Consider the following 24249-nt stretch of genomic DNA (forward strand, 5'->3'; position numbering starts at 1 on the left):
CGGGGTGGGCTGTCCCGGCGGTATGCACGGCGGGTCAGGCCATCCGGGTCCCCATCCCCAGCCACGCCATGTACGTTTCCGACCGTGCCTGCTCTGAAAAAGACCGTAATGACGGTCCTCTCTGCCGCGTTGCTGTCCGTATGCGTCGTCAGTCCCGCCGGGGCGGCCGACAAGGACAAGACCGACGACAAACTGCCGAAGCCGACCGGTCCGATGTCGACCGTGGGCGGCAAGCGGCTGGGCGAGGTGGGCACGCAGGTCGAGCTGGGCCCTGGCGCCCCGGTCCTGCCGAAGGACCTCACCGCACGGTCGTGGATCGTCGCGGACGCGGAGAGCGGGCAGGTGCTCGCGTCGCACAATTCGCACTGGCGGCTGCCGCCCGCCTCCACCCTGAAGATGCTCTTCGCCGACACGGTCCTGCCCGCCCTTCAGCCGAAGTCCCTCACCCATCTGGTGACCGAGGACGAACTCGCCGGCGTCGGTGAGGGGAGCAGCCTGGTGGGAGTCAAGGAGGACCACTCCTACACGGTCCACGACCTGTGGCTCGGCGTCTTCCTGCGCTCCGGCAACGACGCGGTGCACGTGCTCTCCGAGATGTACGGCGGCGTGCCCGCGACGGTCGCCGCGATGCAGCGGCACGCCGAGGAGCTGCAGGCGCTGGACACCACGGTCGTCTCACCCGACGGCTACGACGCCCCGCACCAGGTCTCCAGCGCGTACGACCTGACGCTGTTCGCCCGGAGCGGGATGCAGAAGGCCGACTTCCGCGAGTACGCCGCGACGGCGACGGCCGAGTTCCCCGGCGCCAAGAAGAAGGGCAAGAAGCGGGAGAGCTTCGAGATCCAGAACACCAACCGGCTGATCACCGGCGACCTCGGGGTGGAGCCGTACAAGGGCATCGCGGGCGTCAAGAACGGCTACACCACCCACGCGGGCAACACCTTCACGGGGATCGCCGAGCGCGACGGGAAGGTGCTGTTGGTGACGGTGATGAACCCGTCGTCCGAGGAGAGCCACGCCGTCTACAAGGAGGCCGCCGGCCTGCTCGACTGGGGCTTCTCCGCCAGCGGCAAGGTGACCCCGGTCGGCGAACTGGTGCCGCCGAAGTCCGCCGTGGTCTCCAAGGGCTCGGAGCCGGCGGGCACCGGCAAGGGTGCCGCGAAGGAGAAGCAGCCGGCCACGACGGCCCACGCCGCCGCTGCCGGTACCAACGGGGTCTGGACCGCGCTGTCGGTGGCCGGCGGAGCGCTGGTGGCCCTGGCGGCCGCGGTGTTCCTGGTCAACCGGCGCTGGCCGCTGCCCGACCTGGTGCGTCGCCTCCCCCGTCGCTGACCTCCGCTCCCTCCGCCTGCGCTGTGCCGTCCTTGCTCGGCGTCGCCGTCCAGGCAGCACAGACCAGCAGCAGCTTCGCGCTGAAGTTGATCCACAGGAGGAGTGCGATCGGCACGCCGAAGGCGCCGTACATGCTCTTGGAGGCGACACCGCTCATGTAGCTGCCGAGCAGCAGCTTGAGGAGTTCAAAGCCGACCGCGCCGACCAGTCCCGCCACGATCAGCCGCCGGCGCGGCGGCTCCACCCCGGGCAGCAGGGTGAGCAGGTAGAGCAGGATCAGGAAGTCGGCGAGGACGGCCACGACCACGGCGGCCGCCTGGAGCAGCACTCCGCCCACACCGTCCTCGGGGATGCCCAGGCGGTCGGCCGTCCAGCCGATGGCCGTGGACGCGACGGTGGAGACCGCGAGGGTCGCGAGCACCGCTCCACCGAGACCGAGCAGCAGACCGGCGTCCTTGAGTTTGCGGACGACCGGGTTCCCCTCGTCCACGTCGTCCTTCTCCCACACGGCGCGCAGGCAGTCCCGCATCGAGCCGATCCAGCCGACGCCGGTGAAGAGCAGCAGCACACCGGCGACGACCCCCACCGTGCCCGCGTGGGCCACCAGGCTGTCGATGCCGAGCTGGTCCGAGATGCCGGGCACCTGCTCCGCGAGCTTGTCCTCGATCGTGTCGAGCTGCCGGGGGGAGAGCAGCGCGGCGCCGACGGCGGCACCGACGGCGATCAGCGGGAAGAGCGCCAGGAAGCTGAGGAAGGTGATCGCGGCGGCGAGCCGGGCCCAGTGGACCCGTTCCAGCGTCTCGTAGGAGCGCCAGGCGTGCGTCTCCATCAGCCGTGCGGCGAACGGCCCGACCACGGGGAGTTTTCTCAGCCAGTCCATGCAGTACGCGTACCCTCGCGGGCCCGGAAAACCGTCGTCCGCGGCCGCCCGGATCACCAATCACCCATTTCGGTGAGTGTTGTAACAAATCCCTCGAAGGGGTTTTCCCGGGCGATACGGTCACGACGATGTCCGTCGACACCGTGCTAGGAGTTATCCCGTGAAGGACGCCTTCGGTGCCCCGCAGTCCCTGCTCGTCCTCGGCGGCACCTCGGAGATCGGGCTGGCCACCGCGCGGCGGCTGATCGCCCGCCGCACCCGGACCGTCCACCTGGCCGGACGGCCCTCCCCCGCCCTGGAGCGCGCCGCGGCCGGGCTGCGCGAGCTGGGCGCCGACGTCCGTACCGTCGCCTTCGACGCGCTCGACTCCGCCTCCCACGAGGAGGTGCTCGGGAAGCTCTTCGCCGACGGGGACATCGACATGGTGCTGCTGGCCTTCGGGGTCCTGGGAGACCAGGCGCGCGACGAGGAGGAGCCCCTGGCCGCGGTCCGGGTGGCGCAGACCAACTACACGGGAGCGGTCTCCTCCGGCCTGGTGTGCGCCGGCGCGCTCCAGGCGCAGGGTCATGGGTCGCTGGTGGTGCTCTCCTCGGTGGCGGGCGAGCGCGCCCGGCGCGCGGACTTCATCTACGGCTCGAGCAAGGCGGGCCTGGACGCCTTCGCACAGGGGCTCGGCGACGCGCTGCACGGGACGGGGGTGCACGTGATGGTCGTACGCCCCGGTTTCGTACGGTCGCGGATGACCGCCGGGCGCGAGGAGGCTCCGCTGGCCACGACCCCGGGCGCGGTCGCGGACGCGATCGTGACGGGGCTGGGGCGGCGCTCGGAGACGGTGTGGGTCCCCGGGGCGCTGCGGGTGGTGATGTCGGCCCTGCGGCACGTGCCGCGTCCGCTGTTCCGGCTGCTGCCGGTCCGGTAGCCCCGCGTCCGGGTCAGGCCGGGTTCAGGGGCGCAGGGACGGCTGGTCCATGGAGCTGCCGCCCTGGGCGGGCACGGCGGGGGCGGCGCCGCCCCCGCCGAACGGGAACTCGTTGATCTTGCGCCAGACGCCGTCCGTGCCCTGTTCGTACAGCGCGAAGGAACCGCAGGTCCAGGCCGCCTCGTACGAGGAGAGCTCCTCGTACGCCCGGTCCATGGCCTCCTCACCGATGCCGTGCGCCACGGTCACATGCGGGTGGTACGGGAACTGCAGCTCGCGCACCAGCGGTCCGGACGCCTCCCGGACCCGCTTCTGGAGCCAGGAGCAGGCAGAGGCGCCCTCGACGACCTGGACGAAGACGACCGGGGAGAGCGGGCGGAAGGTGCCCGTGCCCGACAGCCGCATCGGGAAGGGACGGCCGGCCGCGGCGATCTGGGAGAGGTGGGTCTCGATCGCCGGCAGGTCGGCCGCCTCGGCCTCGGTGGGCGGAAGAAGGGTGACGTGGGTGGGGATGCCGTAGGCGGCAGGGTCCCCGAAGCTCGCGCGCAGCTCCTGGAGCAGGCTGCCGTAAGGCTCCGGGACCGCGATCGAAACGCCAAGCGTTACGGTCCCCACATCGTTCTCCTCATCTTCGAAGGCAGTTCTTCGGTCGTGCCGACGCCAGTGTGACCCCTTCGGCCGTGGTCGGGCCAGGGTCCTTGGACTCAGTGCTTCGCAGGCAGAAGGCCCATCCGGTCATAGGTCCGCGCCAGCGTCTCGGCGGCGACGGTCCTGGCCTTCTCGGCCCCCTTGGCCAGCAGGGCGTCCAGGGTCTCCGGGTCGTCCAGGTACTCCTGGGTCCGGGTCCGGAACGGGGTGACGAACTCCACCATGGCCTCGGCGAGGTCGGTCTTGAGCGCGCCGTAACCCTTGCCTTCGTACTTCCGTTCAAGATCGGTCACGGCGGCGCCGGTGAGGGTGGAGTAGATGCTCAGGAGGTTGCTGACCCCGGGCTTCTTCTCCGTGTCGTAGCGGATCACCGTGTCCGTGTCGGTCACCGCGCTCCTGACCTTCTTGGCGGTGACCTTCGGGTCGTCGAGGAGGTTGATCAGGCCCTTCGGCGTGGACGCCGACTTGCTCATCTTGACCGACGGGTCCTGCAGGTCGAAGATCTTCGCCGTCTCCTTGAGGATGTACGGCGCCGGCACCGTGAACGTCTCGCCGAAGCGGCCGTTGAAACGCTCGGCGAGGTCCCGGGTCAGCTCGATGTGCTGGCGCTGGTCCTCACCGACCGGGACCTGGTTGGCCTGGTAGAGCAGGATGTCGGCGACCTGGAGGACCGGGTAGGTGAAGAGGCCCACGGTCGCCCGGTCGGCGCCCTGCTTCGCGGACTTGTCCTTGAACTGCGTCATGCGGGACGCCTCGCCGAACCCGGTGAGGCAGTTCATGATCCAGCCGAGCTGGGCGTGTTCGGGGACGTGGCTCTGGACGAAGAGCGTGCACCGCTCCGGATCGAGCCCGGCCGCCAGCAACTGCGCGGCGGCGAGCCGGGTGTTGGCCCGGAGCTCCTTCGGGTCCTGCGGCACGGTGATCGCGTGCAGGTCCACCACCATGTAGAAGGCGTCGTGGGACTCCTGGAGCGCCACCCACTGGCGGACCGCACCGAGGTAGTTGCCGAGGTGGAACGAGCCTGCGGTGGGCTGGATTCCGGAGAGCACGCGGGGTCGATCAGAGGCCATGGAGCCATTGTCTCAGGTGCGGAACCGATCTCCGGCAACCGGTGTGGGAAAGATGTGAGGACGCGGAGAGGGGCCCTGCCGCGGGTCACCGCGGTGGCGGGGACCTGGTGATCAGCCGTGCGCGCGCCGGGGCGCCGCGACGGATGAGACGAGAAACACGGTCCTGCCGGGCACGGCGTGCGCGTGCGACCGCGAGGCGCGCCGCGCGCGGAAGGTTTCCAGGTCCTGAATCCGACCGACGATACAAAGTGGGCGATACCCCCGCCCCCGCCGCACGACGAACGGAGATCCCGTGTCGACCACGGAAACCGCCATCGCCTCCGCCGAGGCGCACAGCGCGCACAACTACCACCCGTTGCCCGTCGTCGTCGCCTCGGCGGACGGCGCCTGGATGACCGATGTCGAGGGGCGCCGCTACCTCGACATGCTCGCCGGCTACTCGGCGCTCAACTTCGGGCACGGCAACCGGCGCCTGATCGACGCGGCCAAGGCTCAGCTCGAACGCGTGACCCTGACCTCCCGCGCCTTCCACCACGACCGGTTCGCGGAGTTCTGTACGCGGCTCGCCGAGCTCTGCGGCATGGAGATGGTCCTCCCCATGAACACGGGGGCCGAGGCCGTGGAGACGGCCGTGAAGACGGCCCGCAAGTGGGGCTACCGCGTCAAGGGCGTCCCGGACGGCATGGCGAAGATCATCGTCGCCGCCGACAACTTCCACGGCAGGACGACCACGGTCATCAGCTTCTCCACGGACCAGGAGGCGCGGGCCGACTACGGGCCGTACACCCCGGGGTTCGAGATCGTGCCGTACGGGGATCTCACCGCGCTCTCGGAAGCGATGACGGAGAACACCGTCGCGGTGCTGATGGAGCCGATCCAGGGCGAGGCCGGGGTGCTGGTCCCGCCGCCGGGCTATCTGGCCGGGGTGCGGGAGATGACCCGGAAGCGGAACGTGCTGTTCGTCGCGGACGAGATCCAGTCGGGGCTGGGCCGCACGGGCCGGACCTTCGCGTGTGAACACGAGGGCGTCGTCCCCGACATGTACGTGCTGGGCAAGGCGCTGGGCGGTGGCGTGGTGCCCGTCTCGGCCGTCGTGTCGTCCTCCGCGGTCCTCGGTGTGTACAGGCCGGGCGAGCACGGGTCCACCTTCGGCGGGAATCCGCTGGCCTGCGCGGTCGCTCTGGAGGTGATCGCGATGCTGCGCACCGGTGAGTTCCAGCAGCGGGCGGCGGAGCTGGGCGACCATCTCCACCACGAGCTGGGGCTGCTGGCCGGCGGCGGCGCGGTGGAGGCCGTGCGGGGCCGGGGCCTGTGGGCGGGGGTCGACGTCTCCCCGGCCCTCGGGACGGGCCGGGAGATCTCGGAGAAGCTGATGGAGCGCGGGGTGCTGGTCAAGGACACCCATGGCTCCACCATCCGGATCGCCCCGCCCCTGGTGATCAGCAAGGAGGACCTGGACTGGGGTCTGGACCAGCTCCGCGGCGTACTGGCCGGCTGAAGGCGGTCCGGCGGGGCGCCGGTCAGAGGATGACGTGGGGCAGGAAGCGTGCGTACTCGTCCGTGACCAGCCCCGCCGATTCCCTGATGCCGAGCCCGGCGGCCTCGTCCTCGACGACCCAGGCGCCGAGCACCACGCGGTTGCCCGAGAAGTCGGGCAGCGGGGCCAGCTCCTGGTAGCAGCAGGGCTCCTCGCGCAGGACCGGGGCGCTGCCCGGCTCGTGGACGGTGACCCCGGCACCCTCCCGGCCGAGCAGCGGCTTGGCGACGTAACCCGCGCCGTCCGGGCCGGCCAGCTCACGGGGTCCGTCGAGGTAGGCGGGGAGGAGGTTGGGGTGGCCCGGGTACAGCTCCCAGAGGACGGGCAGCAGCGCCTTGTTGGAGAGGAGCATCTTCCAGGCGGGTTCGATCCAGCAGGTGCTGCCGGTGCCCCCGCCGTTGTCCAGGGTCTCCAGCACGTGCGGCCCGAAGCGGTCCGTCGTCAGCCATTCCCACGGGTACAGCTTGAAGCAGCTGCGGATGAAGCGGAGCCGCTCGTCGACGAAGCGGCGGGACAGCCGGTCCCAGCCGATCCGCTCGACGGAGAGCGCCCGGGTCTCGATCCCTGCCTGCTCGGCGGTCTCCCGCAGATACGCGACCGTCATCAGGTCCTCGCCCAGCTCGTCGCCGTCGGAGTGGGCGAAGTGGAGGGGGCCGGGCGGCAGCAGCGGGGCCTGCCGCTTCCAGGCGTCGACGAGGCGCTCGTGCAGGGAGTTCCACTGGTCGGCGCCGGGGAAGCGGTCCTCCATCCAGAACCACTGGGGGCTGGCGGCCTCCACCAGCGAGGTGGGGGTGTCGGCGTTGTACTCCAGCATCTTGGCCGGTCCGGTCCCGTCGTAGCGCAGGTCGAACCTGCCGTACAGCGAGGGCAGTTCGGCGCGGCGCCGCCAGGACTCGGCGATCAGGCCCGCCAGCCGGGGGTCCGTGATGCCGAGATCGGCGAAGCGGTCGTGCTCGACGATGTGCGCGGCGGCGGCCAGACACATCGTGTGCAGCTCCTCCACGACCTCCTCCAGCGCCTCGACCTCGGGCAGGGAGAAGACGTAGTAGGCGCTCTCGTCCCAGTAGGGGCGCAGGGAGCCGTCCGGGTAGCGGGTCAGGGGGTAGATGAGCCCCTGCTCCTCGACGGTCTCCTGCCAGCCGGGGCGCGGTTGTGTGGTGCGGCGTTCCATGAGGGGGCTCAGCCGCCGCTGGAGCCGGAGGAGCCGAATCCGTCGCGTTCGACCGCGGACTTGTCGAAACTGCCGCCGGAGACGCGGTTGTTGTGGCTGCTGCCGCCGTAGTAGTACTTCCCGCTGCCGTCGTCGTCCTCGCACTCGTACTCCGGCAGGATCTCCTGGGTGACCCGGTCGACGCACCGCTCGTCCGGTTCCGAGCCGCACGCGGTGAGCGTCGCCGCGAGCAGTCCCATGCCGCCGAGCACGACGGTGCCCGACCTCAGCCTGCGCCTGTCCATGTCCTGTTCTCCCCCGTCGTACCCACGGGCCGGTGTACGCCCACCCGCCAACTGCCAGTCAGATTAGATGCATGAGCCCCCCGACTGAAACCCGGTGCCGCCCGCTGCCCGGCCTCACGCCTGCGGCAGCACCCGGCAGAGCGCGTCCAGCGCACCCGCCCAGCCGCTCTCCGACGGCGTGCCGTAACCGATGACCAGCCCGTCGCGGCCGGGGGCCGCGTCCTGGTGCCGGAAGCGCGAGAGCCGCTCCAGCGCGAGCCCCTGCCAGGTGGCCGCCTGGACGACCGACTGCTCGGTGCCCTCCGGGAGTTCGAGCACGGCGTGCAGTCCTGCCGCGATGCCGCTCACCTCGAAGTCGGGGGCCCGCTCGGCGAGCGCCTCGACGAGCTGGTCGCGACGGCGCCGGTAGCGCAGCCGCATCGCCCGCACGTGCCGGTCGTACGCCCCCGATGCGATGAGCTCCGCGAGGGTCAGCTGGTCCGGCGCCGCGGACATCCAGTCGAAGCCGCCCTTCGCGTCGCAGACCTCGTCGACCAGTCCTTCCGGCAGCACCATCCAGGCCAGCCGCAGCCCGGGCGCCAGGGACTTGCTGGCCGTCCCCATGTAGACCACCCGTTCCGGGTCGAGCCCCTGGAGGGCGCCCACCGGCTGGCGGTCGTAGCGGAACTCGCCGTCGTAGTCGTCCTCCAGGATCAGACCGCCCGAGGACCGCGCCCAGTCGACCGCCGCGGCCCGCCGGTCGGGATGGAGCGGGACACCCGTGGGGAACTGGTGGGCGGGGGTCAGCAGCACCGCGCCCACGCCCGGTGCCCCTCCCAGCTCCCCGGTCCTGGCCCCGAGCTCGTCCACCGGGAGGCAGGGGGTGCGCAGTCCGGTGTCGGCCAGGAGGTTCCGGTGGATGTCCAGTCCGTACGACTCGACGGCCGCGGCCCGCACCTCGCGGCGCCGCAGCACCTTGCCCATCAGCGTGAGCCCGTGGACGAACCCGGAGCAGATCACGATGCGCTCCGGGCCGGCGTACACCCCGCGTGCCCGTGCCAGGTAGTCCGCCAGCACGTTCCGCAGCTCGGAGCGGCCCTGCGGGTCGTCGTAGCCGAAGGCCGCGTCGGGGGCCGCGGTGAGGGCGCGCCTGGCGGCCTTGAGCCACTCCGCGCGGGGGAACGCCGAGAGGTCCGGCGACCCCGGCATCAGGTTGTGGACGGGGCGCCGGCGCACCTGCCGGCCGCCGGCCCCCCGGACGGCCGGTCCCGGCGCGTCGGCCCGCTGCGCGACCCTGGTCCCCGAACCCTGCCGTGCGGTGAGCCAGCCCTCGGCCACGAGCTCGGCGTAGGCGTCCGCGACGGTGTTGCGGGCGACCCCGAGATCCACGGCGAGCATCCGGGAGGAAGGGAGCCGGGTGCCCGGTGTCAGCCGTCCGGTGCGCACGGCCTCACGCAGTGCGTTCATCAGCCCGCTGCGCAGGCCCGTGCCGACCGGTTCGATGTGCAGGTCGGCGCCGAAAGCGGCCCAGGAATCTGTCATGGAAATGGACCATACCGGTGCGCCATCCGACCGTTAGCTTCGAATCATGACCACGAACCCGCAGCACCACACGCCCGCCGAGAACGCCCCCGAGCACCCCGCCCGCCTGCAGTGGGCCCAGCTCGTCCCGGACGTCTACAAGGCCATGGTCCGGCTGGACGCCACGTCCCGTCAGGGGCTGGACCCGACACTGCTCGAACTGGTGAAGATCCGTGCCTCGCAGCTCAACCACTGCGCCCTCTGCCTGGACATGCACTCGAAGGACGCCCTCGCGGCGGGCGAGTCCGTCGAGCGGATCATCCAGCTCGACGCCTGGGAGGAGTCGCAGCACTTCTACACGGAGAAGGAGATCGCCGCGATCCAGCTGACGGAGGCGGTGACGGTCCTGACCGACGGTTTCGTGCCGGACGAGGTCTACGCGAAGGCCGCGAAGCAGTTCGAGGAGGCCGAGCTCGCCCGGCTGATCGCCGCGATCACGGTGATCAACGCCTGGAACCGGTTCGGTGTGACCTGCCGGATGGCCCCGGGGCACTACACGCCCGGCGACATCAAGCACTGACCGCCGCCCTCCCGTACGCACCTCCCACCCCGGAGCCCTCATGACCGAGCCCGCGTCCGTCTTCCGGGCGCTGCACCACGGCCGTCCCCCTGGCGACCCCCTGGTCCTGCCCGGACCGTGGGACGCCGCGAGCGCCCGCGTGTTCGAGGAAGCCGGTTTCCCGGCCCTGGCCACCCCGAGCGCGGGTGTCGCCGCCTCGCTCGGCCACGCCGACGGGGAGACGCCGCCGGACGAGATGTTCGCGGCGGTGGCGCGGATCGCCCGGGCGGTGTCCGTCCCCGTCTCGGCGGACGTCGAGGCCGGTTACGGTCTGGCCCCGGACGAGCTCGTCGACCGCCTCCTGGAGGCCGGGGTCGTCGGCTGCAACCTGGAGGACTCGGTGGACGGCGTCCTCGTCGACCCGCGGCGCCAGGCCGACCGGCTCGCCGAGGTGTGCGCGGCGGCGGGCGGGCGCCTCTTCGTCAACGCCCGCATCGACACGTACGTACACGGGGATCCCGCCGCCACGGACGTGGCGGCTGACACGGTGGCCCGCGCCCTGCTCTACGCCGGGGCCGGCGCCGGCTGCGTCTACCCGATCATGGCCCCGCCGGACACCCTGCCCGCTCTGGCCGCAGCGGTTCCGGTCCCGGTCAACGCGCTCGGCGCACCCGACGGCCCGGCCGCCACCCGCCGGCTCGGCGAGCTCGGAGCGGCACGGATCACCTTCGGCCCGCAGCTGCAGCGCAGGGCGGCGGACGCCGTGCGGGACCTGGCAGGCCGGCTGCTCGGCGACTGAGCGGACGTACGAGGGCGCCCCCGCGGCAACTGCTGCGGGGGCGCCCTCGTACGACCTCGGGGCCGGCCGGTGGCCGGGCTCCGGTCAGATCAGGCCGAGCTCGCGGACCGCGTCGCGCTCCTCGGTGAGCTCCTTCACCGACGCGTCGATGCGCGCACGGGAGAACTCGTTGATGTCCAGGCCCTGGACGATCTCGTACTTCCCGTCCTTCGTGGTGACCGGGAAGGAGGAGATGATGCCCTCGGGCACGCCGTAGGAGCCGTCCGACGGGATACCCATCGAGGTCCAGTCGCCCTCGGCGGTGCCGTTGACCCAGGTGTGCACGTGGTCGATGGCGGCGTTGGCGGCCGAGGCGGCCGAGGACGCGCCACGGGCCTCGATGATCGCGGCGCCGCGCTTGGCGACGGTCGGGATGAAGGTGTCGGCCAGCCATGCCTCGTCGTTGACGACCTCGGCGGCGTTCTTGCCGGCGATCTCCGCGTGGAAGACGTCCGGGTACTGGGTCGCCGAGTGGTTGCCCCAGATCGTCAGCCGCTTGATGTCGGAGACGGCGGCACCGGTCTTCGCGGCCAGCTGCGAGATCGCGCGGTTGTGGTCCAGACGGGTCATCGCGGTGAAGCGCTCGGCCGGCACGTCCGGGGCCGCGGCCTGCGCGATGAGGGCGTTGGTGTTGGCCGGGTTGCCGACGACGAGGACCTTGATGTCGTCCGCGGCGTTGTCGTTGATGGCCTTGCCCTGCGGCTTGAAGATGCCACCGTTGGCGGACAGCAGGTCGCCGCGCTCCATGCCCTTCGTGCGCGGGCGGGCGCCGACCAGGAGGGCGACGTTGGCGCCGGCGAAGCCGACGTTGGCGTCGTCCGTGATCTCGATGCCGCGCAGCAGCGGGAAGGCGCAGTCGTCGAGCTCCATGGCGGTGCCCTCGGCGGCCTTCAGGCCCTGCGGGATCTCGAGGAGTCGCAGGTTGACCGGCACATCCGGGCCGAGCAGGTGGCCGGAGGCGATGCGGAAGAGCAGCGCGTAGCCGATCTGGCCGGCTGCGCCGGTCACGGTGACATTCACGGGAGTGCGGGTCATGGCGGTCTCCGTTAGACAGCTGGCGGTAGGGGTCCCTGCCCCTGGTGCTGGACACCTCTGAATCTTGATGTGAAGAGATATCCAGCGGTCAGGCTATCCGACCCTCGCCGCAGGAGCCGCCCGGCCCCCTGTGGCACCGCGCACAGTCGGTCACACAGCGCAGCGGCCGGCCTCACTCCGGCGTGGTGCAGCCGGTCGTCCCGGAGGCGAGGGTCGCGCATGCCTCGGCGTCGGACGCCTTCCGCACGGCGACCATCGGGGTGTACGCCTCGGCGTCGGCGTCCACCGTGCCGTCCTGCTCCGACTCCCCGGCGGTGATCTTCACGGTGTCTCCCGGGGACGCCTGGGTGATCCGGGCCCAGGCGGCGCCGCAGGTCTCGCTGTGGCGGACCTCGACGAGACCGCCGCCGACGGTCTCCCTGGCCACCGTGGAGGCGAACCGGCCTCCGCAGCCCATGGCCTCCGGGTCCTGGCCGGTGCAGTCGGCGCCGGTGCACCCGCCCCCGGCGGGCAGCCGGGGCGCGCCGGCGGCCGGCTCGGCGGACGGTGTCGCGGCGACCGCACCGGTGTCCTCGTCGCCACCCTGATCGGCCAGCAGCACGGCCCCGGATATCAGCAGCAGCACGGCCACGAGCCCCGCCAGGGAGAGCGTCAGCCTGCGCCGGCCGTCCTTCCGTGGCCCGGGGCCGCCGCCCGGGTGCTGTCCCCCGCCGGTGGGGTCCGGGACCGGTCCGGCCTGCGGCTGCCGCGGAATCCGCGGAACCGTCCCGCGCCGGAGGGGTAGGGACGACGCACGGCCGCTGCCGCGTCCTCCGCCTCCCGGTTCCGCGGCGGTGGAGACTCCCGTACCGCCGGCCGCCCGCCCGCTCACCACGGGGGCGGCGGCCACGCCCGCCTCGCCGGGCGCCGCGCGCGCCCGGGAGACCCTGATGGCCTCCATCGTCATCTCGTGGCGCGTCTCGGAGCGGCTCCAGGCCCGCTCGGCCGGCTCCCACATGGTCGTCAGACGGTGCTGCTGGACATCCGTCACCTCGGCGAGCGCGACGACAGCGCCCTTGGGCGCGAGCAGCCTGCCGTTGAGATAACGCTCCCACGACGTCCTGCTGTAGCCCGTGCGGTCGGCGACCGCGGCCAGGCCCAGGCCGCTGCGGTCCACGAGTCCGCGTAACTGGATCGCGAACTCCCGCACCTGCGGATCGAGTTCTTCCGGTAGTGCCTTCCAACGAGGCATTGCTCCCCCAGTCGATTCCCCCGACGTCCCCGGCACGCCCGCCCGATCCCGGCATCGGGCCCTTCCCCCGCCGACGGAACGTCCGGTCCTGTGCTCCGGACTACCAGAAGAATGCACGGACGCGGGGCGGCAGTTCCGGACCAAGGGGCGCACAGGGGCATTCGGTATGAGCGCGGGCTCCGTTGTGCGCCGTAGCGCCCCTCGCGCAGGGGGCCCCTCGTTGCGTGACGATCACACGATGGCGGAATGGTCACTTCCGTGCCACAGGCGCCGGGCATCCCTTGAACCCGGCACCTCATGTCCATGACGCTTGATTCAGGACAGGGCAAGGCCGCTCAAGTCACCGCATTCCGGTGCTTCTTGCACCGGCGCCCTGTCCGGTGTCCGTCCCTTCTCGGGGGAGGGGACGGACACCCCTCAGCGGATCGTGAAGTGGACCACGTCCTGCAGGAACGGGACCCGCAGCCACGGGCCGGGCTGTGTCATCAGCGCGAGCAGCACGATCAGCGCGCCCATCAGGCCGTAGGTGACCAGGTCGGTGAAGCGGGACCGCACGGCGAGCATGCCGACCGAGGGGACCGTCCAGCGCAGCACCGCACCCCCGAGCAGGGCGACGCCCATGATCATGGCGCCTACCCTGAACGCCTCGGCGAAGGGGTCGACCGCCACGATCAGCAGCCCGAGCCCGGCGGTGCAGAGCACCGTGAGCAGCGGCCACTGCCGGGCGGGCGCGGGGGCGTCCCCCGGAGCTGCCCGGCCGCCGCCCTCGGGACGCGCGGTGTCCCGGGTCAGCGAGAAGCGGCGCGAGGGCGCCCAGGTCGAACCGCTCTCTCCTGTCGCCGCTTCCCCGGAGGCCCCGTCCGCGTCAGCGGTGACGGGCGCCCCCGCCCCCTCCTCCACGGGGGTACCGGCCTCGTCCCGCACCGTCTCTCCCGTGGCACCGGTCTCCCCGGTCACCTGGACCTTCTCGGACACCCGGGCCTCCTCGGCCGTGTCTGCATCCTCGGCCGGCCCGTCCGCGTGCGTACCGCCCGCCGGACTCGTACCAGCGCCCATGACGTTCCTCCGGTCCGGGTCAGCCGGCGGATGCGGCGGAGGCCTCGGCGGCGGCGCGCTCGGCCGCCTCGACGACGTTGACGAGCAGCTGGGCCCTGGTCATGGGGCCGACGCCACCCGGGTTCGGGGCGACCCATGCGGCCACCTCCGCCACTCCGGGGTGGACATCGCCGACGATCTTGCCGTTCTCGTCCCGGCTGACGCCGACGTCCAGCACGGCCGCGCCCGGCTTCACGTCCTCGGGCTTGATCAGGTGGGGCACCCCGGCGGCCGCGACGATGATGTCGGCCTGCCTGAGGTGCGCGGAGAGGTCACGGGTGCCGGTGTGGCACTGGGTGACGGTCGCGTTCTCGGACCTGCGCGTCAGCAGCAGCGGGAGGGGCCGGCCGATGGTGACGCCCCGGCCGACGACGACCACATGGGCGCCGTTGATCTCCACGCCGTGGCGGCGGAGCAGGGTGACGACGCCCTGCGGGGTGCAGGGCAGCGGGCCGCTCTCGTTCAGCACGAGCTTGCCCAGGTTCATCGGGTGGAGGCCGTCCGCGTCCTTGGCCGGGTCCATCAGCTCCAGGATGCGGTTGGTGTCGATCCCCTTGGGGAGGGGGAGCTGCACGATGTAGCCCGTGCACTCCGGGTTGGCGTTGAGCTCCCGTACGACCTCCTCGATCTCCTCCTGGGTGGCGGTGTCGGGGAGTTCACGCTGGATCGAACCCATGCCGACCTGGGCGCAGTCACGGTGTTTGCCGTTCACGTACCAGCGGCTGCCCGGGTCGTCACCGACGAGCAGGGTTCCCAGGCCGGGTGTGACGCCCTGTGCCTTGAGGGCCGCCACGCGGACGGTCAGATCGGACTTGATCGCAGCTGCGGTGGCCTTGCCATCGAGAATCTGGGCGCTCATGACACCCATCCTCGCGGATGACCCCGCCCCCGTACCAATCCTGGCTTGCCACGTGGACGCGAGATTGCACTTGCACAACACATTCGGCGATCGGCTGGACAAAAGGTGGATGTCACGACGACGATAAGGCCCGCATCACCGCGGGCAGTGTCGGGGGGACCAACCGTTCGGATCGCGCAGCTTTCCTCCGTCAGGACCGCGTCGTCCCCACATCACAACGGAGGAAACCCGCCATGAGCTTCGGCGACCCCAACAACCCCTACGGCCAGCAGCAGGGTGGCCAGCAGCCGGGCGGGCAGCAGCCGGGCTACGGCTATCCTCAGCAGGCCCCGCAGGGCGTTCCGCAGCAGGGTTACGGCTACCCGCAGGCGCCGCCGGTCCAGGGCGGCTACGGCTTCCCCGGCGGACCCACCGAGATGCCCGGCGGCGTGAAGGCCGCGCGCGTCATGCTCTACGTGATCGCCGGCCTCCAGGTCATCGGGACGATCTTCGTCGCCCTCGCCGCCGTGGCCGTGAACGCCGCCAAGGACGACCCGACGCTGCAGGAGGACGTCCAGTTCCAGGAGCTGGCCGACTACTCGGGCAACGCCCTGTGGGGCATCGTCGTCTTCGCCGTGCTGTGGGGGATCCTCGCGGTCGTCTTCGCCGCCAAGTTCGGCAAGGGGGGCAACGGCATCCGCATCGCGACCATCGTCTTCGGTGTCATCACCGCGATCCTCGGCATCTACCCCTTCATCGTGATGGGCCTCGTCCACACGATTCTCGCGATCCTGGTCGTCGTCTTCGTGGCGAAGTCGGACGGCGGCGCGTGGTTCAACCGCCAGCGGCAGCCGCAGTACTGACGCGCCGCGCACACGTCCGCGTGAAGGCCGTAGCACCCGCTCACCGGCGGGCGCGCGGCCTTCAGCCGTTTCCGGGCGCCGGCGTGGTCCGCTCCATGACGACGAAGGAGCCCACCTCGCGGGTGACCCGGTAGCGCGCCTCGGGATGCAGCTGCTGCGCGTACTTCACCGGGTCGTCGATCGGCCGCGACCAGCTGAAGTCCAGGTTGATCGCGACGACGTCGGGCGCGGTGCCGGGGGCCCCGCCGACCCAGTAGACCGTGCGGTCCGCCGTCAGGTGCGCCATCAGCGTGATGTCCGTCTCCACCCGCGCGCCCACGGGGATCGCCTCCAGCGCCGCTTCGGCGTCGTGGGTGCGGGCGTCGGCGCGGTACGTCTCCGGGCGCAGCAGGTCGCGGAGCGGAAGGTGCTGGGTGAGGGCGACGGCGATCGCCACCGCGACGGGCACGGCGACGTTCGCGTACGAGACGAGCCAGGGCCGCTTCGAGTCCTGGCTGCGCCGGATGCCGTCGGCCATGGCCAGGAAGACCACCGGCATCAGGATCGCGCTGTAGTGCCAGACCATGCCCCAGTGGTTGGAGTCCTGGGAGAGCAGACGCCAGCCGATCGTGGGCAGGACGAGCAGGACCAGGGGTGAGCGGAGCGCCATGAAGGCGGTGATGCCGACGAGGAAGACCAGCATCTCCAGCTTGACGGAGGAGTCGAGCACACCGAGGACGGAGTCGAGCGGGGAGACCTCCTGCCCGCCGTTCTCCTCGATCTTCTTCCAGTAGTCGTACGTCCCCGCGCTGCTGGCCGCCGGAATGAGCACCAGCACGGTCAGCGCGAAGGCGAACACGCCGAAGGCCGCCAGCAGGAAACCCTGGAGCCGACGCCCGTACAGCGCGAGGAGCAGGCCGACGACGGCGACGGTGATCCCGAGGTCCTCCTTGACGAGGACCAGCGGCAGCGACCACAGGACGACGGCCCGCCAGCGCTCCATGAGCAGGGCCCGGCAGACGAGGGCCAGCAGCGGGACGGCGAACGCTATCTCGTGGAAGTCGGCCTTCACCGCTTCCTGGAGTCCCCACGACAACCCGTACGCGACGGTGACGCAGAGGCCGGAGCGGCCGCCCAGCATCTGCTGGACGGTGCGCCCGACGACGACCGCGGAGGCGGCGAAGAGCGCGGCCTGGGCGAAGAGCAGGGCTGCGGCGGACGGCCAGATCCAGTAGAGCGGGGCCAGGAGGGCCACCACGGGGCTGAAGTGGTCGCCGAGTATCAGATAGCCCGGGCCCTTGATGTCGACGACCGGCGCGTCGAAACCGGCGTACGCACGCACCTCCTGCTCGAAGATGCCGAGGTCCCAGGAGGGCGACTGGAAGTGGCTGTACCGCAGGTAGGCGTAGAGGAAGTAGAGCGCGCACAGCACCGCGGCGGCGATCAGGTACGGGCGCAAGGGCACCGGGTGCGTACCGACGGCAGGCTCCGGGGCATGCTTTCCGGGCGTCCCGGTCTCGCTCTTGTTCAGGTCAAGCACGGTGCCCCCGCAACGGAATCCCTCACTGGTCTGCCGGTCGCACCGGTCCCGCACGGCCCGACAAGGCCATTCATTAGAACAGAGGGACGACTGATCTCCGTACGCCGGGACGCACCGCAGGCCGCACCCCTTCCGGGTGCGGCCTGCGGTCCGTCACTGCGGGTCCGGTCAGTGGAAGAAGTGGCGCGTGCCCGTGAAGTACATGGTCACGCCTGCCTTCTGCGCGGCCTCGACGACGAGCTCGTCACGGACCGAGCCGCCCGGCTGGGCGACGGCCTTGACGTCGGCGGCGGTCAGGATCTCCAGACCGTCGGGGAAGGGGAAGAAGGCGTCGGACGCGGCGTACGCGCCCCGGGCCCGCTCCTCGCCCGCCCGCTCGACCGCGAGCTTCGCGGAGTCGACGCGGTTGACCTGCCCCATGCCGACGCCGACCGAGGCGCCGTCCTTGGCGAGCAGGATGGCGTTGGACTTGACCGCGCGGCTGGCCTTCCACGCGAAGGAGAGCTCCTTGAGCTCCTCGGCGGACAGGGCCTCACCTGCGGCGAGCGTCCAGTTGGCCGGGTCGTCGCCGTCGGCCTGGAGCCGGTCGGTGACCTGGAGGAGAGCGCCGCCGTCGATCGGCTTCACCTCGAAGGCGGACGCCGGGGCCTCGGGGCAGCGCAGCACGCGGATGTTCTTCTTGCGGGCGAGGATCTCGACCGCGCCGTCCTCGTAGGCCGGGGCGACGATGACCTCGGTGAAGATCTCCGCGACCTGCTCGGCCATCGCGACGGTCACCGGGCGGTTGACGGCGATGACGCCGCCGTAGGCGGAGAGCGGGTCGCAGGCGTGCGCGTTGCGGTGGGCCTCGGCGATGTCGTCGGCGATGGCGATGCCGCACGGGTTGGCGTGCTTGATGATCGCGACGCACGGCTCGGCGTGGTCGTAGGCGGCGCGGCGGGCGGCGTCGGTGTCCGTGTAGTTGTTGTAGGACATCTCCTTGCCGTGCAACTGCTCGGCCTCGGCGAGGCCGCCCGCGCCCTCGGTGTAGAGGGCGGCGGACTGGTGCGGGTTCTCGCCGTAGCGCAGGACGTTCTTGCGCGTGAAGGTGTCACCGAGGAACTCGGGCAGGTCCGAGTCGCCGGAGGCCGCGTAGTCGGCCGCGAACCAGGAGGCGACGGCCACGTCGTAGGCGGCGGTGTGCCGGAAGGCCTCGGCGGCGAGCCGCTTGCGGGCGGTCAGGTCGAAGCCGCCCGCCTTGACGGCCGCGAGGACGTCGGCGTAGCGCTCCGGGCTGGTCACGACCGCCACGGACGGGTGATTCTTGGCGGCGGCGCGGACCATCGACGGGCCGCCGATGTCGATCTGCTCCACGCACTCGTCGTCGGAGGCGCCGGACTCGACGGTCTGCGTGAACGGGTACAGGTTGACGACCACGAGGTCGAACGGCTCCACACCGAGCTCGGCGAGCTGCTCGCGGTGGGTGTCCAGGCGCAGGTCGGCGAGGATGCCGGCGTGCACGCGGGGGTGCAGCGTCTTGACGCGACCGTCGAGGCACTCGGGGAAGCCGGTGAGCTCCTCGACCTTGGTGACCGGTACCCCGGCGGCGGCGATCCTGCCGGCGGTGGAGCCGGTGGACACCAGCTCGACACCCGCCTCGTGCAGACCGCGGGCGAGGTCTTCGAGCCCCGTCTTGTCGTAGACGCTGACCAGGGCGCGGCGGATGGGCTTATTCACCGGGGTGGAGTTATTCACCGACATGACCGAGATGAACCTTTCGTCCCTCAATGCGATAGCCGTCGCGGGCGAGCCGCCCCACGGCCTCGACGAGCAGCTTGCGCTCGACTTCCTTGATGCGTTCGTGGAGGGCGGCTTCGCCCTCCGCCGTTTCCTCTTCGGTCACCTCGACCACGCCCTGCGCGATGATCGGACCGGTGTCGACGCCGTCGTCGACGAAGTGGACGGTGCACCCGGTGACCTTCACGCCGTACGCGAGCGCGTCGCGGACGCCGTGAGCACCGGGAAAGCTGGGGAGCAGGGCGGGGTGGGTGTTGACGATCCGGCCGCCGAACCCGGCGAGGAACTCCTTGCCCACGATCTTCATGAACCCCGCGGACACGACGAGGTCCGGACGGTGTTCGGCCACGGCCGCCGTCAGGGCCGCGTCCCACTCCTCGCGGCTCGCGTACTCGCCGAGCTTGCACACGAAGGTGGGAAGCCCGGCGCTCTCGGCACGCTCGATGCCGAGGGTGCCGTAACGGTCCGCGCCGACCGCGACGATCCGGGCGCCGTAGCCATCGGGGTCGTCACCGATCGCGTCGAGGAGTGCCTGGAGGTTCGTGCCTGAGCCGGAGACGAGCACGACCACACGGGCCGGAGCGGCGGAGGGGGGCGGGGAGGCCACGGCAGGGCCCTTTCTCGCGTGGTGCAGCGGTACGCGATGTACAGGAGGTGCGTTTGTATGGTCGTACGAAAGAAGCTCGTCCCGGGATACGGGGAACTCTACGAACGGTCCGACCGTCAGCAACGATACCGGCACACCCGGCGGCCCCCACGGGACGGGGGCGTAGCCGGGAGGTAGCGTCAGGGGACAGGGAACCGCCCCCGGGCGGAAATGACGAGATGGGGAAGACGTTCACCACATGCCGGACCGCCTCCGCACCGCCCTTGGCCACCCGCTGCCCGAGCGGGCATCCACGCTGATGCGGGAACGCCAGTCCTCATCGCCGGACTCCTCTTCGGGCTCGGGATCCTCTTCGGGCTCCGGGTCCCCGTCGGGCTCGTCCGGGTCTGGGTCCTCCTCGGGCTCGGGGTCCTCCTCCGGGTCGTCCGACGACAATCCGTTCGCGGCACCGCCGGAGGACCGGCCCGATCAGCCCTGGCAGCCTCGTCACCCTCCGCACGCGCCGGGAAACCACGGCGGCAACGGCGGAAGCGGTGACGGTGGCCAGGGACAGTCCGACGACCGCCCCGTCTGGGGCAGCCAGTGGAGCGACCGGCAGCCCGGTCGGCAGAGCGGCGGCTTCGGCGACCGGCCCGGCGGCACCGGTGGACCGGGCGGCCAGGGCGGTGGCCCGGAGGGCCGACCCGGCGGGCTGCGCTGGGACCCGACCGACCCCGCCCAGCGGCGGGCGCGTTACGCGGTACTGGGCGGCATGTGGGCGTTCTTCTTCGCCCTCTTCGACTTCCCCGAGATCGCCATGCTCCTCGGTGCCCTCGCCGTGTACTGGTCGATCAGCGCCCTCCGTGGCGGGCCCCGGAAGAACCAGGCGGCCGGCGCGGGACAGGCGGCGGTGTCCGGCGCGAGCAGTCCGGACCGGGCCACCACGCCCCCGCAGCCGGGGGCCGCGCCCGCCGTCGCGCAGATCAGCAGCCGCCAGCAGACGACGGCGGCCGTCAGCGGCCTGGTGACGGCGCTGCTCGCCCTGGCGATCGTGGCCACCGGTTACACGGTCCAGCTGGTCTACCGCGACTACTACACCTGCGTGAACGACGCGCTCACCAAGACCGGCGCCGTCGCCTGCAACGACAAGCTGCCCGACCCGCTGGAGCCCTTCTTCGGCGTGAAGAAGTAGCTCAGCCCCGCGCTGGAACGCTCGTCATGGAGCAGCTTCCCGGCCGGGTTCCTGATGCCGCTCGGCATCCGGGGCCCGGCCGCTCGGCGTATCCGGGCCGACAGCGGGCGTGGGCGTGGCCTCCGCTCCCGTCCCCGCCCGGGCCTCGGGCTTCGGCTCGGGCTTCGGCTCGGGCTTCGGCTCAGGAACGGGGGGCGGGGGTGGCGGCGCGGGTGGGGTCGCGGAGGCCGACGCGGGCGCGGGCGCCGGAGCGGGCGCGGGCGCGGCGACCGGCGCGGGTGCGGCGACCGGCGTGGGCGCGGCGACCGGTGCCGGGGGCGACGCGGACAGGGACGTGGGGGCCGCCGGTGCGGCCGGTGCCGGGCCGGGTGCGGGCTCTCCGTCCGCGTCCGCCGCGAATTCCGCCATCAGTCCGCCCGACTTCTTCTTCAGCGCGGCCCAGCGCGCCTCTCTCGCGCCCTCCTCGTGCCAGGGGCCTGCCGACAGGAAGTCGTACGGCTCCGCGCCCTCCCCCGTTCCCCCGGGTTTCTCCTCCGTACCCGGCTCCGGCTTCTGCCCGCTTTCCGCCATTGCCCGGTCCCCCTTCACCGCATCCCACCGCCAGCCCCACCGGTGTTCCCTCAGCCGCCATGCCCTGAGCAGCAGCGCCGCCGGTACGCCGATCACGGCCGTCCATGCGAGAGCGGCCGGGCCCACCAGCCACCACACGGGGCCGAACTCCGCGAGCGCCCCGGTGCCCAGCGGGCCGCCCGAGACCGCCGCCAGTACCGCCGCGCCGGCCCCGCAACCGAGGGCCGCCGATCCCGCCACCAGGGCGGTACGCGCCTGTCCCCAGGCATCCTCTCGCTCCCCGCCCTCCTCGACCGCCCCCCGGGCGACGAACCGGGCGACGGCCAGGGCCGCGACGGACGGCACCGCGACCGCCGCCCAGTTCGCCACCGTCCCCGGGCCGTGGGCCGGCACCGCGGCGAGCAGGGGGAAGTCCGGCAGTGCGGGGGGCCCGGTGAACGCGAGCGGGGTGACCACGGACTCCGTACCGAGGGCGAATCCCGGCCCGAGGCCGTAGGCGGCGCCCCACATCGCCGCGTTCGGCACGAGCGCCGCCGCCAGCAGAAGGACGGAGATCCGGCCCGCCCAGTCGCCCGACAGCCCCACGAACGACTCCCGCGCCGCCCCCGTGTGCCATGCCAGCGCCACGGCGACCAGCAGGGCCCCGCCGCCGAGCAGCATGAGCACACCCGCGGCCGCCGACCGCAGGGCCACCGCGGCCCCGGACCGGAAACGGGAGCGGGCGGCGGCCTCCTGCAGGCTCAGCGGTGCCCAGACCAGCAGCGGGGTCAGCGGGCGCCCACGGGCCGTCCACACCCCCGCGGCGGACGCACCAGCAACCACGAAGGCGACGGGGAAGGCGAGCGAGGACCGGTCGGCGGGTAGCGCCCCCTCACGCGCGTAGGCCGCCGCCGCCAGCACCACCAGCAGATATCCGGCGCTCACCGCACAGAACGCCCCGACCGCCGACTGTCCGCCCGGAGCCTTCTCCTCGGTCTCCGCCGACTCCCTGCCGGCCCGGTGCAGCAGCCACACCGGCAGCACGACGAGCAGCAGCGGGACCGTCGCCACGGGCGCGGGGTGGCCTCCCACCGTGTCGGCTCTCACTAGCTCGGCACCGTGGGCGAGCAGCCAGATCCCGGCGGCCACATGGAGGGCCCCGCCGGGCCCGCTGTCGGGGAACGGAGAACTGATCCACAGCACCATCACCAGGACGGCCAGCGCGCCCAGCCCGAGCCCGGCGGCCAGTGCCCCGCGCACGAAGGCGGAGGCCAGCGCGGCGGACCTGGTCCGCTCGGCCGGCAACATCGGGCTGCGTTCGGTCACTTGGCTCACGCGGCCATGCTGCCAACGACACGCGCTTATTCCGTGTAACGGGCGAATGGCCGTTGTGTCGCCCAATATACGTTTATGTACTTTTTCACCCAGTGCAGTGCCCTCGGGGACGGAGGCCGGGCATGACGCGGAGTACGACCGGTCCGGCCCCCGCCGCCCCTCTGCCCTCCCCGAAGGAGCGTCGCAGGCTGCGCGAGGCCAGGGCACTGAGTGAGGAACAGGTCGCGGCGGCCGTGGGAGTGACGCCCGCCACCGTCCGCGCCTGGGAGACAGGGCGCATGGACCCGCGGGGCCGGCGGCGCACGGCCTACGCCAAGCTCCTCGGCTGCGAAGGACACCGCCCTGCGCCGTCCCCCTCCGTCGAAGCCCCGGGGAGCAGCACGATGCCCCCGGCCGAGCCCGGCATCGGCACAGGCACCGCTTCGGAGGCTCCCACGCCGAAAGCACCGGCCTCGGCTGTGCCCACCCCGACGGCACCGGCCTCGGACGTACCCACCCCGACGGCTCCCGCCCCGAAGGCGCCCACCCCGAAGACGCCGGCCTCGGAGGCGCCCACGCCGAAGGCGCCGGCCCTGGGCGTCCCTGCCCAGGAGGGGTGCCTGCCCGTGCCCACGGCGCCGGCCGCGAACGCCCCCGCCCCGCAGCCCCCGCCGGCCCTCACCGCCGAGGAGGCGTACGACGCGCTGTACAGCCGCATCGCACCGGGTCTCACCCGCCAGATGTACCTGCTGACCGGCCGCCGGAAGCTCGCCCGGGAAGCCGTCGGACACGCCTTCCGGACCGCCTGGCAGCGCTGGCCGGAGGTGGCCAGGGACCGCGATCCGGCGGGCTGGGTGCGGGCGGCGTCGTACGAGTACGCGATGTCGCCCTGGCACCGGCTGCGCCGCTCCCACCGCCTGCCCGACCCGATGCCCGACGACCCGGCGCGGCGTGCGCTGCTCGACGCTCTGCTCGGCCTGCCCCCCGCGTACCGGCGCACCCTGCTCCTCCACGACGGGGTGGGTCTCGGACTGCCCGAGACGGCGGCGGAGACGGAGGCGAGCACTCCCGCCACGGCGAGCAGGCTGCTGAACGCCCGGGCCGCCGTCGCCGAGCGGCTGCCCGGGACCGTGGAACCGACGGAGCCCGGCGGCAAGCCGGCACTCCACGACCCGCTGGGGGCGCTCGCCCTCGCCGAAGAGGTACCCGAACCGCCACCGGCACCCGTCGTCCGCGCGGGCGGCGAGCGCGTCGCCGAACTCTGGACCCGGGCGGCGCTCTGCTTCGGGGTGCTGCTCATCGGCACGACCGCCTTCACCCTGCACACGGCCCCCACCCAGTACGAGCAGCCGCTGGCACCCGCCGAACGCGTCGGCGGCGTCCCGCCGCGGGGCGGGCCGGAGAAGCTGACGCCGCAGGGTGAAGAAAGGGTTCGGCACCCACTACGTGACCGGCCCCGGCCCGCGCTGGACGGAGGCGGACCGCCGCAATGTGCAGGCGTTCCAGCGTGCGC

22 protein-coding genes are annotated in these 24249 nt (G+C 72.2%); 8 read left to right on the forward strand and 14 right to left on the reverse strand.

Features of this window, described 5'->3' with window-relative positions; all coding sequences use genetic code 11:
* Window positions 1–84 precede the first annotated feature (84 nt).
* Window positions 85–1332, forward strand: coding sequence for a D-alanyl-D-alanine carboxypeptidase (locus AB0P41_RS33745; protein WP_365935946.1), 1248 nt, complete (start codon window positions 85–87; stop codon window positions 1330–1332).
* Here AB0P41_RS33745 and AB0P41_RS33750 read toward each other — a convergent pair.
* The gene (locus AB0P41_RS33750; RefSeq protein WP_365935947.1) at window positions 1280–2212 is read right to left on the reverse strand and encodes a YihY/virulence factor BrkB family protein; all 933 of its coding nucleotides are present in this window, start codon (window positions 2210–2212) and stop codon (window positions 1280–1282) included. The genes AB0P41_RS33745 and AB0P41_RS33750 overlap by 53 nt on opposite strands.
* 160 nt (window positions 2213–2372) lie before the next feature.
* Between AB0P41_RS33750 and AB0P41_RS33755 the strand changes: the two genes are divergently transcribed.
* A complete protein-coding gene (locus tag AB0P41_RS33755) occupies window positions 2373–3131 on the forward strand; it encodes a decaprenylphospho-beta-D-erythro-pentofuranosid-2-ulose 2-reductase (protein WP_356712778.1) in 759 nt (252 codons plus the stop codon).
* Between the two features lie 24 nt (window positions 3132–3155).
* Here the strand turns inward: AB0P41_RS33755 and AB0P41_RS33760 are convergent, their stop codons facing one another.
* Window positions 3156–3746 (reverse strand): 2'-5' RNA ligase family protein, encoded by a 591-nt coding sequence (locus tag AB0P41_RS33760; RefSeq protein ID WP_365935949.1) that lies wholly within the window; start codon window positions 3744–3746, stop codon window positions 3156–3158.
* An 89-nt stretch (window positions 3747–3835) separates the two neighbouring features.
* On the reverse strand, window positions 3836–4849 hold the full coding sequence (gene trpS, locus AB0P41_RS33765) for a tryptophan--tRNA ligase (RefSeq protein WP_365935951.1): 1014 nt from the start codon (window positions 4847–4849) through the stop codon (window positions 3836–3838).
* 292 nt (window positions 4850–5141) lie between these two features.
* Here trpS and rocD point away from each other — a divergent pair, with 292 nt between their 5' ends.
* The gene (rocD, locus tag AB0P41_RS33770; protein WP_365935953.1) at window positions 5142–6347 is read left to right on the forward strand and encodes an ornithine--oxo-acid transaminase; all 1206 of its coding nucleotides are present in this window, start codon (window positions 5142–5144) and stop codon (window positions 6345–6347) included.
* A 22-nt stretch (window positions 6348–6369) separates the two neighbouring features.
* Here the strand turns inward: rocD and AB0P41_RS33775 are convergent, their stop codons facing one another.
* The 3 genes from AB0P41_RS33775 to AB0P41_RS33785 form a co-directional block, all read right to left on the reverse strand.
* Window positions 6370–7557, reverse strand: a complete 1188-nt coding sequence (locus tag AB0P41_RS33775; RefSeq protein WP_365935955.1) for a glutathionylspermidine synthase family protein — start codon at window positions 7555–7557, stop codon at window positions 6370–6372.
* 8 nt (window positions 7558–7565) lie between these two features.
* Window positions 7566–7841: a hypothetical protein gene (locus AB0P41_RS33780; protein WP_365935957.1), complete on the reverse strand. Its 276-nt coding sequence runs from the start codon at window positions 7839–7841 to the stop codon at window positions 7566–7568.
* Window positions 7842–7955: 114 nt separating this feature from the next.
* The gene (locus AB0P41_RS33785; protein ID WP_365935959.1) at window positions 7956–9362 is read right to left on the reverse strand and encodes a PLP-dependent aminotransferase family protein; all 1407 of its coding nucleotides are present in this window, start codon (window positions 9360–9362) and stop codon (window positions 7956–7958) included.
* Window positions 9363–9408: 46 nt separating this feature from the next.
* Here AB0P41_RS33785 and AB0P41_RS33790 point away from each other — a divergent pair, with 46 nt between their 5' ends.
* Window positions 9409–9921 (forward strand): carboxymuconolactone decarboxylase family protein, encoded by a 513-nt coding sequence (locus AB0P41_RS33790; protein ID WP_365935961.1) that lies wholly within the window; start codon window positions 9409–9411, stop codon window positions 9919–9921.
* 40 nt (window positions 9922–9961) lie between these two features.
* Window positions 9962–10699 (forward strand): isocitrate lyase/phosphoenolpyruvate mutase family protein, encoded by a 738-nt coding sequence (locus AB0P41_RS33795; RefSeq protein WP_356712763.1) that lies wholly within the window; start codon window positions 9962–9964, stop codon window positions 10697–10699.
* An 84-nt stretch (window positions 10700–10783) separates the two neighbouring features.
* Here the strand turns inward: AB0P41_RS33795 and AB0P41_RS33800 are convergent, their stop codons facing one another.
* The 4 genes from AB0P41_RS33800 to AB0P41_RS33815 form a co-directional block, all read right to left on the reverse strand.
* Window positions 10784–11773 (reverse strand): malate dehydrogenase, encoded by a 990-nt coding sequence (locus tag AB0P41_RS33800; protein ID WP_365935963.1) that lies wholly within the window; start codon window positions 11771–11773, stop codon window positions 10784–10786.
* A 172-nt stretch (window positions 11774–11945) separates the two neighbouring features.
* Window positions 11946–13004, reverse strand: a complete 1059-nt coding sequence (locus AB0P41_RS33805) for a DUF2690 domain-containing protein (RefSeq protein ID WP_365935965.1) — start codon at window positions 13002–13004, stop codon at window positions 11946–11948.
* A 417-nt stretch (window positions 13005–13421) separates the two neighbouring features.
* A complete protein-coding gene (locus AB0P41_RS33810) occupies window positions 13422–14060 on the reverse strand; it encodes a DUF3017 domain-containing protein (protein WP_356712758.1) in 639 nt (212 codons plus the stop codon).
* 19 nt (window positions 14061–14079) lie between these two features.
* Window positions 14080–14958 carry a bifunctional methylenetetrahydrofolate dehydrogenase/methenyltetrahydrofolate cyclohydrolase gene (locus AB0P41_RS33815; RefSeq protein WP_365935966.1) on the reverse strand — a complete coding sequence of 293 codons (879 nt, stop codon included), beginning with the start codon at window positions 14956–14958 and terminating at the stop codon, window positions 14080–14082.
* 233 nt (window positions 14959–15191) lie between these two features.
* On the opposite strand from AB0P41_RS33815, the gene AB0P41_RS33820 reads away from it, so the two are divergent.
* Window positions 15192–15800 carry a hypothetical protein gene (locus AB0P41_RS33820; RefSeq protein WP_356712754.1) on the forward strand — a complete coding sequence of 203 codons (609 nt, stop codon included), beginning with the start codon at window positions 15192–15194 and terminating at the stop codon, window positions 15798–15800.
* Between the two features lie 61 nt (window positions 15801–15861).
* Here AB0P41_RS33820 and AB0P41_RS33825 read toward each other — a convergent pair whose 3' ends face one another.
* The 3 genes from AB0P41_RS33825 to purN form a co-directional block, all read right to left on the reverse strand.
* Window positions 15862–17319 carry a DUF2079 domain-containing protein gene (locus tag AB0P41_RS33825; RefSeq protein ID WP_365935967.1) on the reverse strand — a complete coding sequence of 486 codons (1458 nt, stop codon included), beginning with the start codon at window positions 17317–17319 and terminating at the stop codon, window positions 15862–15864.
* Window positions 17320–17487: 168 nt separating this feature from the next.
* Entirely contained in the window at window positions 17488–19059 is a 1572-nt protein-coding gene (gene purH, locus AB0P41_RS33830) for a bifunctional phosphoribosylaminoimidazolecarboxamide formyltransferase/IMP cyclohydrolase (RefSeq protein WP_365935968.1), read from the reverse strand.
* The gene (gene purN / locus AB0P41_RS33835; RefSeq protein WP_356712748.1) at window positions 19046–19702 is read right to left on the reverse strand and encodes a phosphoribosylglycinamide formyltransferase; all 657 of its coding nucleotides are present in this window, start codon (window positions 19700–19702) and stop codon (window positions 19046–19048) included. The genes purH and purN overlap by 14 nt, the downstream gene beginning before the upstream one ends.
* A 238-nt stretch (window positions 19703–19940) precedes the next feature.
* On the opposite strand from purN, the gene AB0P41_RS33840 reads away from it, so the two are divergent.
* A complete protein-coding gene (locus tag AB0P41_RS33840) occupies window positions 19941–20873 on the forward strand; it encodes a hypothetical protein (protein WP_365935969.1) in 933 nt (310 codons plus the stop codon).
* Between the two features lie 24 nt (window positions 20874–20897).
* Here the strand turns inward: AB0P41_RS33840 and AB0P41_RS33845 are convergent, their stop codons facing one another.
* A complete protein-coding gene (locus tag AB0P41_RS33845; RefSeq protein WP_365935972.1) occupies window positions 20898–22748 on the reverse strand; it encodes a DUF6350 family protein in 1851 nt (616 codons plus the stop codon).
* Window positions 22749–22879: 131 nt separating this feature from the next.
* Here AB0P41_RS33845 and AB0P41_RS33850 point away from each other — a divergent pair.
* On the forward strand, window positions 22880–24249 hold a 1370-nt coding region (locus AB0P41_RS33850), incomplete at its 3' end, for a helix-turn-helix domain-containing protein (protein ID WP_365935970.1).

Source organism: Streptomyces sp. NPDC079167 (genome assembly GCF_040686735.1).
In the GTDB taxonomy this organism is placed as follows: Bacteria; Actinomycetota; Actinomycetes; order Streptomycetales; family Streptomycetaceae; genus Streptomyces.

Coding starts and splice junctions, on each gene's coding strand:
- AB0P41_RS33820 (WP_356712754.1), top strand. CDS start 15,192: ATGAGCTTCGGCGACCCCAACAACCCCTACGGCCAGCAGCAGGGTGGC.
- AB0P41_RS33785 (WP_365935959.1), bottom strand. CDS start 9,362: ATGACAGATTCCTGGGCCGCTTTCGGCGCCGACCTGCACATCGAACCG.
- trpS (WP_365935951.1), bottom strand. CDS start 4,849: ATGGCCTCTGATCGACCCCGCGTGCTCTCCGGAATCCAGCCCACCGCA.
- purH (WP_365935968.1), bottom strand. CDS start 19,059: ATGTCGGTGAATAACTCCACCCCGGTGAATAAGCCCATCCGCCGCGCC.
- AB0P41_RS33800 (WP_365935963.1), bottom strand. CDS start 11,773: ATGACCCGCACTCCCGTGAATGTCACCGTGACCGGCGCAGCCGGCCAG.
- AB0P41_RS33815 (WP_365935966.1), bottom strand. CDS start 14,958: ATGAGCGCCCAGATTCTCGATGGCAAGGCCACCGCAGCTGCGATCAAG.
- AB0P41_RS33840 (WP_365935969.1), top strand. CDS start 19,941: ATGCCGGACCGCCTCCGCACCGCCCTTGGCCACCCGCTGCCCGAGCGG.
- AB0P41_RS33790 (WP_365935961.1), top strand. CDS start 9,409: ATGACCACGAACCCGCAGCACCACACGCCCGCCGAGAACGCCCCCGAG.
- AB0P41_RS33775 (WP_365935955.1), bottom strand. CDS start 7,557: ATGGAACGCCGCACCACACAACCGCGCCCCGGCTGGCAGGAGACCGTC.
- AB0P41_RS33805 (WP_365935965.1), bottom strand. CDS start 13,004: ATGCCTCGTTGGAAGGCACTACCGGAAGAACTCGATCCGCAGGTGCGG.
- AB0P41_RS33810 (WP_356712758.1), bottom strand. CDS start 14,060: ATGGGCGCTGGTACGAGTCCGGCGGGCGGTACGCACGCGGACGGGCCG.
- AB0P41_RS33795 (WP_356712763.1), top strand. CDS start 9,962: ATGACCGAGCCCGCGTCCGTCTTCCGGGCGCTGCACCACGGCCGTCCC.
- AB0P41_RS33750 (WP_365935947.1), bottom strand. CDS start 2,212: ATGGACTGGCTGAGAAAACTCCCCGTGGTCGGGCCGTTCGCCGCACGG.
- AB0P41_RS33780 (WP_365935957.1), bottom strand. CDS start 7,841: ATGGACAGGCGCAGGCTGAGGTCGGGCACCGTCGTGCTCGGCGGCATG.